11 protein-coding genes are annotated in these 12820 nt (G+C 50.9%); 4 read left to right on the top strand and 7 right to left on the bottom strand.

Translation table 11 applies throughout. The features are described from left to right. Nucleotides 1-2: 2 nt before the first annotated feature. The 7 genes from Q4E93_RS07310 to Q4E93_RS07340 form a co-directional block, all read right to left on the bottom strand. Entirely contained in the window at nt 3-215 is a 213-nt protein-coding gene (locus tag Q4E93_RS07310) for a hypothetical protein (RefSeq protein ID WP_303583858.1), read from the bottom strand. A gap of 152 nt (nt 216-367) precedes the next feature. Continuing rightward, complete coding sequence (locus Q4E93_RS07315; protein ID WP_303583860.1) at nt 368-1522, bottom strand: MraY family glycosyltransferase; 1155 nt, start codon at nt 1520-1522, stop codon at nt 368-370. 32 nt (nt 1523-1554) lie between these two features. Beyond that, nucleotides 1555-2472 (bottom strand): glycosyltransferase family 2 protein, encoded by a 918-nt coding sequence (locus Q4E93_RS07320; protein ID WP_303583861.1) that lies wholly within the window; start codon nt 2470-2472, stop codon nt 1555-1557. Further along, on the bottom strand, nt 2438-3514 hold the full coding sequence (locus tag Q4E93_RS07325) for a glycosyltransferase family 4 protein (protein WP_303583863.1): 1077 nt from the start codon (nt 3512-3514) through the stop codon (nt 2438-2440). Before Q4E93_RS07325 ends, Q4E93_RS07320 begins: the two co-directional genes overlap by 35 nt. Next, nucleotides 3511-4503 carry a glycosyltransferase gene (locus Q4E93_RS07330; protein WP_303583865.1) on the bottom strand — a complete coding sequence of 331 codons (993 nt, stop codon included), beginning with the start codon at nt 4501-4503 and terminating at the stop codon, nt 3511-3513. The genes Q4E93_RS07325 and Q4E93_RS07330 overlap by 4 nt, the downstream gene beginning before the upstream one ends. Beyond that, nucleotides 4500-5387: a glycosyltransferase family 2 protein gene (locus Q4E93_RS07335; protein WP_303583867.1), complete on the bottom strand. Its 888-nt coding sequence runs from the start codon at nt 5385-5387 to the stop codon at nt 4500-4502. Before Q4E93_RS07335 ends, Q4E93_RS07330 begins: the two co-directional genes overlap by 4 nt. An 11-nt stretch (nt 5388-5398) precedes the next feature. After that, complete coding sequence (locus Q4E93_RS07340) at nt 5399-6544, bottom strand: glycosyltransferase family 4 protein (protein ID WP_303583869.1); 1146 nt, start codon at nt 6542-6544, stop codon at nt 5399-5401. 235 nt (nt 6545-6779) lie between these two features. Here Q4E93_RS07340 and Q4E93_RS07345 point away from each other — a divergent pair, with 235 nt between their 5' ends. The 4 genes from Q4E93_RS07345 to Q4E93_RS07360 all read left to right on the top strand — a co-directional run bounded on the left by Q4E93_RS07345 (nt 6780) and on the right by Q4E93_RS07360 (nt 12807). Next, complete coding sequence (locus tag Q4E93_RS07345; protein ID WP_303583870.1) at nt 6780-7535, top strand: hypothetical protein; 756 nt, start codon at nt 6780-6782, stop codon at nt 7533-7535. Between the two features lie 2 nt (nt 7536-7537). Beyond that, entirely contained in the window at nt 7538-8560 is a 1023-nt protein-coding gene (locus Q4E93_RS07350; protein WP_303583871.1) for a S41 family peptidase, read from the top strand. Nucleotides 8561-8673: 113 nt separating this feature from the next. Further along, nucleotides 8674-11442 carry a TonB-dependent receptor plug domain-containing protein gene (locus Q4E93_RS07355; protein WP_303583873.1) on the top strand — a complete coding sequence of 923 codons (2769 nt, stop codon included), beginning with the start codon at nt 8674-8676 and terminating at the stop codon, nt 11440-11442. 3 nt (nt 11443-11445) lie between these two features. Further along, complete coding sequence (locus Q4E93_RS07360; RefSeq protein ID WP_303583875.1) at nt 11446-12807, top strand: hypothetical protein; 1362 nt, start codon at nt 11446-11448, stop codon at nt 12805-12807. The last annotated feature ends 13 nt before the right edge of the window (nt 12808-12820 follow it).

The raw sequence follows: 12820 nt of genomic DNA on the forward strand, positions 1-12820 counted from the left end.
GATTACAGAATGTCGAATTTCCTGGCCTTATGGATGATGCAAAACGGAGCTTTAGCCGCCAGTTTGTTCAGTCTTTCTGCTTCCGCCTCCGGATCTTTCTTATCCGTCTTGCGTAAATCACCTGTTCTCAGCTGATTAACTACCTTGAGGGTGGTCTTTTGGGGGTATCGTGGGCTGTACAGGGTATTTTTGGTGGAAATGGCGGATTTTATCATTGGCAAGGATTTAAATATGACAGCAAAGGTGGGAAGAATTAGTTTATCTGCCTGAGTATGCATCCTGCCATTTTGGGGTTTTATCAGTAAACTTATCCGGGATTAAGGTCAAATACTTATTTTTTCTAATATAAATATGACTTATCTTATCATCACTCCGGAAACGTCGCGGCTTTCTTCGGCATGCGCAGCACTGTATTACCCCGCTTGTCATTCCTCCGCAGGGCGTCCAGCACCTCTTCATTGGCTTTTCTCCAGCGACTGGTCCTGCGACCATGCACCCGGCCCAGGATCCAATTCATCAGCAGGGAAAAGGCGATCACGCCGAATATACGCGACTCCATCGGCAGCTCCTGGAATGCGAGTACAAACCAGCCGATGATGGTATTCACCAGCAACAGCACCCCCACGGCCTGCAGATGAGATAAGCCCAGATCGATCAGTCGATGATGAAGATGGCTGCGGTCTGCGGAAAAAGGGAGTTTTCCCTGGAACAGCCGGAGAAGAAAGACCCGTAATGTATCGTAGATAGGAATGATCAGCAGGCCCAGCACGATGACAGGTGCGCCTTTCACCGGAACAGCATTGAGCGTCCCCGGTTTGCCGGATTCGATGAAAACGATGGAGAACACCGAAAGCATGAATCCCAGCAGGAGCGCACCGGTATCCCCCATAAAAATACGGGCGGGCGTCCGGTTGTAAACCAGGAACCCGGAAAGACAGCCGCACAATGCAATGGCCAGGAAATAATAGCCGGTCAAATGCAACTGCCAGAATAAACAGGCAAAGCATATGCAGACCAGCAGACCAATGCTGCCTGCCAGGCAATTGATCCCATCGATCAGATTGAAAGCGTTTGTTACCAATAAGATGAACAGCACGCTGGTGATTATGCCTACCCAGTAAGGCATCTCTCCCCATCCCAGAAACCCTTGCCAGCTGGTGAAATGCAGTCCGCCCGGGAGGACAAGGATAAGGGCGGCCACCAACTGCCCCAGGATCTTCTTATTAGGGTTCATCCCTACGAGATCGTCCGTCAGGCCGAGGAAAAATATCACGATCGATCCGGCCAGTATATAATTCTGGCGATCAATGCCGGTGTGAGGCATAAAAAAACAAACCGATATCAGCATGGATGAAAAAATCGCTACACCTCCCAGGTTGGGGGTACGCGTGATATGCACCTTCCTTAATTCGCTCGGCTCATCGAACAGATGTTTCTTATGCGATACGTAAATGATCTTACGGATAGCATAGCATACTAATGCAAAAGCCAGCAAAGCAGTCAAAATAGAATAAGTTAGCATCTTTTAAGCTTTTTGTTCTTAAATATCTTACGTCACACTTTTATCTCATAATCATCTACCAGCGATCTTCTTACCAGCGCAAGACCTTCTTTCGGCAGCCGCCTGAGATAGTCTGCAAGATTACTCCACCCGCCGGCAAAAGGAAAGATCATCAGGCTATACAGCGCGTCCAGGTATTGTCTTTTCCGGAAACTCCGGAATATTCTCGCCTTATAGTACCTTGCCCGGTAAATTTTTTTGTGCGCCGCATTTTTCATCCGCCGCAGGCAAGCCGCCATGATGACCGAATAATGCGCGCAGGCGGCCTCCCTTTCCTTTCCTGCATTCGATATAGAGCCCGCATGGATGCGGTAGTAATACAGCGGCTCATCTATGAAGAGGATCTTACCCACTTCCTCCAGCTTATAGTAAAGGTCCTGGTCCACCGCCTTACGGTTCAACGGAGACAGTCCCTCCGTCAGGTGATAGCAAGCTTTCTTGAAAGTGGCAAAATGATGCACCCTGCCGTCACTCAGCAAGAGATAAGGGGTGTCCGGAGGCAGCGCCCTGGGATAGTCCGCTATCCGCCGCACCTGCAGCTCCGGGTCGCAGATGTAATGCGTGGAATGGATCAGGCTGCATGCAGGATGATGTTTATGCGCCGCCGCCATGACTGCCAGTGCCCCGGGCGCCAGCGCATCATCAGGGTCCAAAAAAGCCAGCAGGGTACCGGAGGCCAATTCCGCGCATCTCCGTTTCGTATACCCGCAGCCTTCATTCCGGGCATTGCGAAATACCCTGATCCGCGGATCCCGCCGCCAGGAGGCAATGACCTTTTCAAAGCCATCCGTAGAAGCGTCGTCCACGAGAATGACCTCCCAGTCCTTACAGGTCTGCACATGCAGGCTTGCCAGCGCAGTATCCAGGAACCTCGAATTATTGTAGTTGGCGATCAGGATTGAAAAGAGCATAAGGCTCGGTTTTTAAAGATTGAGCGACCTTTTCCGGCGAATGATGCTCCAGGAGATAGTGATATATCTCCTTCCGCATGGTGTCCTGTAATGATCTTTTCCCAATCAGGTCTCCAATGAGCGCGACATCTTTCTTCAAATTACCAGACAGGAAAAATCCATTCTTCCCTTCCTCTATGACCTCTTCCACGGCATTGACCCGGTTGGTCAGCACGATCTTTCCCATTTTCATGCTTTGCAGGAGGCTGCCGCTGAATGGATGAAAGAAGCGGTAATCTGAAAAAAGAAGCAACGCGAACCCCGCCTGCCGGAAAATATCCTGCAGGTCCTCGTCCGCCACATACCCGAGGTAGTGTACCTGGCGCTGGTAACGCCGGCGCAGCGCTTCAAAATAACGCTGCTCTTTTCCCATTGCCTTGCCGACAACATAGAAATGACTATCGGGAAAACGTTCCATCAGATGCGTGTGCAGCTTCAAAGAATAGCCGATGCCCTTATTCCGGCCTACAAAACCGAAGAAGATGAAATTATTGTCGGCAGTCCTGCCTCTCACCATCTGCGCAGGATCGATGACATGCGGCAGATAATGGACATTGCCGAGGCCATACTTCTTCTTCAGCACCTCGCTCCCCCTCCTGCTCAGCACATAGATGGCCCTGATCTTTTGCAGGAAGGGCTTCTCCCACCGGAAACGGTTGACATACACGTCATAGAACTTCGAGACATTATGCAGGAAAGGGTGCCGGAATGGTCTTTGCGGGTATTTCAGCAAAGGAGGATCATGCAGGGTGACGGACACGTTCCTGTAATTTGCCCTCAGCATAGTGAAAAGGATCTCCTGTTCTTTCTGCTGAAAGATGCCCAGCTCGATGTGCACATGGTCCCTGGAAGAGATCGTAGAGAGGATGTGGATGATGTCCTGCGCACTGTCCATAAATATATATCCCCTATCCTTCATTATCAACTGGTAAAAATCCCGGGAATATTTACAGATCCCGGAATTTCCCTGAAGGTGACTGATATAATAATAATTCGGTTTCATCTGGATATGTTTATTCTCTCTATATTTTCCCTCAGGGCCGGCCATTGGGGCCGCAATAGGAGCAGCTGGCGCATGTAAGCCATATTCCAATGGAGATAGATCCACCTACCCTGCTTCTTCGGAGGCCGCAGCATATATTTCACCACCCTGAACAGGCAGAGCGCCATGTGGATATACCAGTTGCGTATGGGCTGATGGCTTCGGCGGCTGCTGAGATACGAGTAGTAAAGATTGCGGACAGGCCCGTCCTTACCAAAGGCGATGAATAATTTCTTTACATAATCGAAGGTCAGGCGCTGGCGCGGCAGGTAATGAAAAAATGTCAGCTCCTTTGCAAAATGAAGGCGATAGCCCAACAGCACCAGCGCGTAGGTCAGCTCCGTGTCCTCCGAGGAGCTAAGCCCGCCCCCCGTCCGTCCCTGCATCGTGGAAACAAAGCCGGAATGCTGCAGCTGCCGGAGCGCCTGCTGCCTGACAGCCAATCCAGCCCCGTACAGATGCAGGATACGCCCCCCTTCCTCGTTGATGGCCTGTGATCCCACCGCAAAGGCTTCCTGGTACTCGTCAAACCAACCTGGCTTTGCCGTATCAAAAGCCGGGATGCCCATCCCGCCGCAAGCCGCCAGGCCCGCGTCGGACTCCAGTATATCAAAGACGCCTTCCACGTATTCCGGGCACAGCCGGTTGTCATCGTCACAAAAAAGCGCAATGGAATACAGGGCGGACCTTATACCCTTGTTACGGGCATTCATCAGGCCCGGCGCAGCCTCCAGGGTTATCTGCAATGGTGTAGATCCTCCTATCTCCTCCCATATAGCCTCGGCCAGGGCTGCCGTATTATCGGTGGAAGCATTGTCCACGAGGACAATTTCCCATGCCAATGGCTGCCGAAACCTTTGCCCCGCCAATGCCTGCAAAGTGTTGCGTATCCGGGTTGCGCTGTTGTAGCAGCAGATGATCACCGAAACACCCTTTTGCCAGTTGTTCATGATTCGGCGGGGATCAGCTGTTTGGATTTGGATGTAAAGCTGGATACCGTAGCCTGACCCATCCGGAAGACGGACGGCGTATTCAATGCCCGGTTGATCAACGACCTTTTCCTGTCAAAGAACCAACCCCATTTATTGAAATACTTGATGGACGACTTCAAATGATACCCCAGCAAGCGGAAATTCTTATACGAAGCTTTTGCATACGCGTGGACAATGGTCTCGGCCGGATAATACACGGTCCGGTAATGCTCGTTGATCCTCCGGCACAGGTCTGTGTCCTCCAGGTACATGAAATACTGTTCGTCGAAGAGGCCTACCTTTGAAAAGATCTCCGTTCTCAGGAACATGAAGCAACCCGATAAGTTAGGCACTTCCATGACGGAGTCATAGTCCAGGTGCTTCAGCTCATAGGTCTCCAAAGGCTTTTTGAAAAATCGTTTAATGGGACCCGGTATAAATCTCCGGAGGATGAGGTCGGCCGGAGAAGGCAATTTCTTACAGAGGTGCTGCAGCTCACCGCTCTTATACAGCACTTTTGGCATGACCAGGCCAATATCCCTGTTTTGCTGCATGAAAGAGAACAATCCATTCAATATACCCGGGTTGAACTCCACGTCCGGGTTTAATACAATATGATAAAGAGAATGATCTTTCGCCCTGTTGATGGCGATGTTGTGCGCTGCTCCATAGCCAAGGTTCCTTCCCGTAAAAATATATTCTATCTGGGGAGAAATGAACTGGTACCGCAATGTGTCTTCCGCAGAATTATCGACCAGGTATAGTTTCGCATCCCGGGAATAGCTTAGAAAGCTCTCGATAGGCTTCCTGAGTTCCTCCACCGTATTATGGAATAGCACAATGGAGCAGCTGATCGCGATCATTGACTTGAGTTTTAATTTATTGAAAAATGATTGTCTAATAAGGTCTTTACCTCACGGGCCGTCTTTTCCCATGAGAACTTTCGTACCTGGATCAGGCCTTTCTCTCTCAGCAGGCGGCATGTCCCTTCGTCGGAGATCAACTGCTCTATGACCGCCCTGATACTACCTTTATCCGAAGGGTCGAAGTACAATGCGGCATCCCCGCAAACCTCGGGCATGGAAGAAGTGCCGGACACTGCCACAGGGCATCCGCAAGCCATTGCTTCCAGCAGCGGAATACCAAAGCCCTCATACAGGCTGGGAAAGATCAGCGCATGGGCTTCACGATACAGTGAAGGCATCAGGGTCATTGGTACATACCCCGTAAAATAAACATCCGTACCCAGGTGCAGCTGTTCAACCCGGCGCTTCAAATAATTAGTATATTCCTTTTTTCCGCCGGCAATTACCAAGGGATGCCGGCTGCGAACGGCGGGGCGAAGCTCATGGTAAGCCAGCAAAAGCATTTCCAGGTTCTTGTGCGGATAGGTAGGTCCCACCGCCAGCAAATAATCCTTGAACCCATACTCCCTGTATATTATATTATCTTTTCCCGCCTGGGGAAAATAACGGGATTCATCATACCCATTGTAAACCACCTTTACCTTTTCTTCCGGGCACTTCAACAAACGGATGATATCCTGGCGGGTAGTCTCCGACACCGTCAGGATCAGCGCCGCACGCGACACGAGCAATGGAAGGAGATATTTGAAGTACAGCCGCTGGTGGGTGCTGATATGCCTGTACCGGAGTGAAAGCAGGTCATGGATGGTGATGACCTGGTTCTTCAGTAAAAAGCTGCCGTGGGTCGTTGGACTGATCAACAGATCGTAATTCCGCGCCTGTAATGGATAAGAGAAAGTATTCCAGAGGAAGCGGCAGAACGCCGCTATCCTGCCATATTTTGAAGATTGCAGCAATTCAGATAGTTTCACCACTTTAAGACCTTTATCCAGCAAGGTCTGCGTTGGTGAAAATACCGTCAGTTTCCTACCTCCCTCCTTTCCATAAAGACAGAAGAGATGATTGATCAGATTGAATGAATAAACTCCCACTCCCGTAGGCTGCTCATCCAGCATAGAACCGTTCATACCGATCGACAGGTCGTGTTTGGTCATTGGGTCTCACCATTTAGAAACAGGTTCGGCAAAGGGCTTAAGCAACCGGGGTCTGGCTTAATAGAAATTGGATAGAAAGCGTTTTAAAGGGGTGAGATCTGTAGAAAAGATTTTTTCCGTTGACACAAGAAAGGTCATTCATTCCCTTTAACTAATTGTTAACGCACTGTTACTATTCTATTTTCATTTAAAAATCTTATACACATCAACGGGGAATATCTTTATTTGCACGCCAATGGTTCATCTTATTAAGTTCTGGTATGCGATGATCCTGCTGCTGATGAGCGGGGGCTGTTTCGCGCAATGGAAAATCTCTCCCGGCTTTCAATTGGTGAGATCCTCTATCATAGATAAGAACTTCAGCGCGGCCCCTTTTTCAGGCGTTGTTCCGGGAGCGTCCATTTCCCTAACGCACGAGGGGGATCGCTGCATCCATGCGTTATCCATCAATTATATAGGAGGAAGCTTACCAATGTCGAACCACCCGGAATATGAGGTAAGCGTGAAATACTTCGATGGGGCGTATAGCTGGCTGTATAAGTTGAAGAAGGCAGGTGGGGCGTGGAGCGGAGGGGTTGGCGGCGGGCTAATGGTGTTGTATGACAGCAGGAGCTACGCGGGCATCGTCAATAACAATACATCATTTGATTTTGCCGCCTCCCTGGCGTTGTCGGGCGCCGTCGCCTATTCCCTTAATAATATATGGTCACTTTCAGACCAGATGAATATTCCTGTCGTCTCCTGGATGATCCATCCTCCTTATGGGCAGGAATCGGGGCTGTCTTCTTTTGGAGGTTCGGGCAACCGGCACCAAATAGCCAGTTTCTCTTCGTATATGCGGTTGAAAAATGCGTTGTCGCTGAACAGGCAAGTGGGCGCCCGGGGAATGTTCAGCCTGGCTTACTGCTGGGATTATTACAGGATCGACGACCTCAGAGCGGTGCGACAGGCCGTTCACAGTGGGGGAATTATATACAGGTTAACACTTTAGCTATGCATGACCGTCATTGGGTGATAAGAATTACCGGCGTCTTGTTTACCGCAGCGCTGCTGCTGACGACCACGGGGTGTGAAAAAGCATTGAACCTCAAAGACCCAGCCGTCAACGCCACTGCCGTCTTCGACGAGCTCTGGACAGTCATGGATAAACATTACTCCTTATTTCCTTATAAAGGAGTGAACTGGGACAGCGCTTATGGGCCGTTCCGTGCAAAGGTCCGCGACGGTATGCCGGAGACGGAGCTTTTCGGCGTCTTATCGGACATGCTGGCAGCGCTGAAGGACGGTCATGTTACTCTCACCTCCTCCATAGATACTTTCACTTACCTGGGCTTCTACAAACCCTACCCTTACAACTTCAATTACGAGAATATTGTCAATACCTATCTGCAGCATGCATACAGCACCAGCGGCCCCCTCATCTATAAGATATCGTCCGGCGTAGGATACCTGTATTATAAGCGCTTTGCCAATGACGTCACCGATCAGCAAATAGATAAGGTGTTGACAGACATGGCGCAAACGAAGGGGCTGATCATTGACGTAAGGGATAATACAGGGGGCAGCACAGCAAATGCCGACAGGATGTTCCAGCGTTTCATCACGGCAAGAACATTGGTGAAGTTTGAGCTGTCTAAGAAAGGGCCCGGACATGATGATTATACGGCCCCTCAGCCTTATTATATATCACCTGCGGGCGTCCATTACGGCCAACCTATCGTCGTGCTGACGAATCGTGCCTGCTTCAGCGCCTGCAATGATTTTGTACTCTACCTGTCCGGGCTTCAGAACGTAACCCAGATCGGCGATCAGACGGGAGGAGGGGGCGGCATACCAGGTGACTACCTACTCTCCAATGGATGGAAGCTGCAGTATACTGCAACTGTTACGCTATCTTCCGCCAAAGCGCCGGTGGAAAATGGTATCGTTCCGGACATTCCTATCAACATTTCCCCCAGCGATGAGAGCAATGGGAAGGATCCTATTCTTGAAAAAGCATTTCAATCACTGCAGTGATCCTTTCTGTGTGGCCTTCAAAAATAATAGGATGTTAATGATCCGTTAACACAAACATTCTCATCATAAGCTAGTTTTGGAAAAATTAGCCATTCGACCCAAAACTTATGCCTGTGCTCAATCAAAGACGCAGGGCGGGCTTTCTATTGCCTGCCTGCTCCTCCATACTGCTATTGTTAGCATGTACGCGCGCCGCAGCTCAAACACCTGGTTATGACTCAACGATAGCAAGGCTTGGACCTACAACCATTCAGCCGGGCACCGATAAAGATGGCGCGCAGCTGCTGAAGCGGTTAAACGGTGTGATCGTAGAGAACAAAGCAGGTGCTGCCTATCTCTCCTCGCTGAATATATCCGGAATGGGAGAAAGGTACAACCAGGTGCTATTCAACGGCGCGCCTTTGCCCAGCTTCAGCCCCACGGGCAGGGCCTGGCCCCTGGATCTTATTCCCGTAGAAACGATCGAAGAAGTGCGTGTTTTCAAAATAGCCAGCTCCTCCATTCCTGCCGGAGCTGCCGGAGGGACCATCGCTATCCGGACCAGGGACATGCCGGATCACAATTTCTTCTACATAAAGGCTGGCGGTGGATTTTCCAGCGCCACCACGGGAAAGGATTTTTATTCCGACAAGCGCAGTGGAGGAGAATGGCTGAGCTTTCCAGGATCTGTGAGAAACCTTCCTGGCGCTTTCCCGACCACCCGGTCTCAATTTTCTCTCGACCAGCTGAACCCGCAGGAACAGGTGGCCCAGTCGAAGGCACTTAGCAATAACCTGGCACCTGTAAACCATGGCAGCGCCAAGCCCAACGATAACGTGGCGTTAGCCTTCGGCAGGGTGATATCCTTAAAAAAGGGGGAGACCATCGGCATTCTCGCTCTCATCAACCACCAGGGCGCCGAGCGCATCGATGGATCCACTGTCCAGGCGGTGCCGGACCTGCCAGCCAATCTCTACCCATTTGCCGACGGCAGCAAACCCCTGGTAAAGTCGTTGTCCGAAGATATCCATTATCGTTATACCTCTCAGCTGGGCGCCACGCTGAATGCATCTATCCTGTTTGGCAATAGCAAGATCTCCCTGAAGAATTTTTTCAGCCACCGTTTTACCAATACCTATACCCGGAGATCACAGCTTTTCAAGCCGGATGAAGATAGCCTCGCTCACACAGGGATCAACTATCTCACGGAGCAGACGACCTTCCTGCATACACAATTGTCAGGCGAGCATGCCCTGGGAGGCGACGGCAAATTCAAATTGAGCTGGCAGGCATCCTATGCCTACCTCCGCCAGCAAAACCCGGATGAACGCAATTTCCTGCTGAGGCAGGACACTGTAAATGGCAATACTTATGAAATAGCCCGCCCGCAGGTGATACTGAGCGTCGATCCGCTGAATCCCAATAGTCAGCGTACGATCGACCCCAGCTTTACTAATTCGGCAAGGCAATGGAGGGACGCCACGGAGCATAATTTCACCGGCTCGGTCGGCATCCTCGTTCCTTTTCATGTCTCCGGCCAGGAGCAGGTCCTGTCCGGCGGGGTGAGCATTCAATCCAAATACAGGGTCCTCCACAGCGATCTTTTATTGACACGGGGGACCGGTTATTATTCTTTAAACGATCTCCTTGCGCCGGAACGCTACTTTCCCGGAGGACTTACCGTAGCCAATTACTTCATCAATGGGAGATCGATCTTTGCAGCCAGCAACAGCGCGTATATCGATGGGACCAACAGGGGTAATTATGTCGCTTCCTCCAACCTTGGATCAGCCTATATCATGCTGGAAGATCATTTGATGAGATCCTTATCCCTTAACTGGGGATTGCGCCTGGAATCCAACAGCCAATTGGTCTCCAGCACCCAATATGCCTATAGTGCAGGATTCAAAAATCCCCAGCTTCTCACCATAGACGAAAATACCAGGGTCACCAATACCGACGTGCTGCCTTCCGTGGAGCTCGTCTACCGTCCCCTCTCCAAAGTTCAGCTGCATGCGGCCGGGTTCAGGACGGTGAGCAGGCCGGAATTACAGGAACTATCGGCTTACAGGCATTATGATGCCCTTTCATTCATGGTCACTACGGGCAATCAACTGCTGGCAAACTCGCTGGTCAGCAATTATGACATAGGAGTGGATTGGTTCCCCCACACCGGCAGCCATATCGCTGTCGCAGGGTTCTATAAAAAAATAGATCAACCTATCGAAAACATCCTGTCACCGTATTCAAATTCAGTGGGCAACCTGGCCAGCACTCCTTACAACACTCCATCCGCGGATGTACGTGGATTGACCGCCTCATTCAGAACGAACCTGAGTTTTATTGCCGATGCCGGCTGGCTCACGGATCTCACTTTCTTTGCAGGCGGCAGCTGGCTTACGTCCTCCGCTTCAGGAGGCGCCATCAAAAGTACCGTCACCCCGAATGTTGTCGAGCACAAGCTGAGCGGAAGCCCCGATCGTACGATGAATGCGGGTGTGGTGATACAGGTCCCCCGCTGTCCCATGTTAACCGTCCTGTACAACCGCATAGGGGATTATATTTCCGCGCTGGGCTCGGGCACCAGATACAGGCTGCCCAACGCCGCGGAAGTCTCCGCCATCCCTGACTACAGGGTAAAGGATAGGGATCAGCTGGATATCCAGATCTCTCAAAAATTGTTTAAAGCAAGGATACAGCTGATCGCGGGCGTAAATAACCTTACCAACAGCGCCTACACCGAATACCAGGACCTGAATGGCAATAAGAAGTACGACCAGCCTCTCTCCCTTATCATTAAGAACAACAGCGGAGGTTTTTTCAACGGCGGGGTGGACAACACCGTCCTGAGCATAAAAGCCCAGCGCACCTATTATCTAACTGTTTCATACCTCTTCAGATAGAAAATGAAAAAACATTTGCGTCATACGTTTCCCATCAGCTGCCTGGGGTTAGCGCTTCTCTGCATACCCGGTTGTAAAAAGGCTGAAAACGTCACCATATCCGCGTCAAAGCCGGAAAAAGACATCAAAAGTTTTTTCGGTTCGGATAACAGCGTGAACAGACCCAAGGTCATACACCTGTATAGCGATACCGTTTACAATGTCTCCGAATCTTTTACCAGGGAGGCCGGCGAACAGTTGCTCATCGATGAAGGCACGGTGTTAAAAGCTGCAACTGCGACGATCACGATAAAACCCGGGGGCGCCCTGCTGGCGAATGGCACGCCCGATCGCCCGATCGTATTTACCAGTGCATCGGCTCCCGGCACCCAGAACAAGAACTGGGGAGGGATCATCATCCAGGGAAATGCCGCTGACAATTCCGCTGCCGCAAGCGGTAACCCGGCTGATTTCTCCGGATCGCTTCGCTATATCAGGATCGAGTTTGCCGGGCTGATCCTTGGCGGGGTTGGCAGCGGGACCACCGTGGAGAATATACAGGTAAGCTATGCACAGGGCCAGCCCGCATTTGAAATCGACGGAGGCACATTCAACGCCCGCAATCTGTTGTCTTATGCCTGCGGAGGGTCGGTGGACTTTTATATCACGCGGGGATACACCGGAAAAATGCAAAATGTGCTTGCCTACCGGCACCCTTTTTTCGGCGCCAACAACCCTGCCCCGCCCAATGTCCTCGCCGGCGTATACATCGAGAACAACCCCTATGATACGGCAAAAAGACCTTATACCAATCCCATCATTTCCAATCTCACCGTGATAGGTCCCGATGCACAGAATGGCTCGGCCGCCGCCTACACCGACACCGTATCCTCCCGCTCTGCGGCGCTGGTGACTTCGCGCAATGCGCATTTCCGTATTCGCAACTCCCTGTTGCTGGGCTTCCCCGAAGGGGCGTGGTACCTGGACGATTCTCTTGTTGCGGCTGCCCTGGTCAGTAAGCAATCCGAATTCACCTATTCCATCGTGCATAGCAATGACAGCGCCCGGGCCTTCTATTTGAAGCCAGGCGCATACATTCCTTTTAATTCCCAGGATTTTAAAGAATATATGCTGGTGCAGTGCTATGACCGGCAGTATAAAAATACCGGGGATCTTATGCTCAGGGATCCTTTTAATTATGATGCCCCCGACCCTATGCCGAAAGAAGGTTCGCCCGTGCTCACCGGCGCCGACTTCAGTGGCGCCGAATACAGCGACACTTATTTTAATAAAGTAACGTATGCCGGCGCCATTGGCAGCGATAACTGGCTCCGGGCATGGACCAACTTCACCCCTTTGAAGACGAACTATAATTTTCCAAAATAAAGAATTGACTGCA

This window comes from Flavitalea plasmicola (assembly GCF_030546645.1).
Classification (GTDB): Bacteria; Bacteroidota; Bacteroidia; order Chitinophagales; family Chitinophagaceae; genus Puia.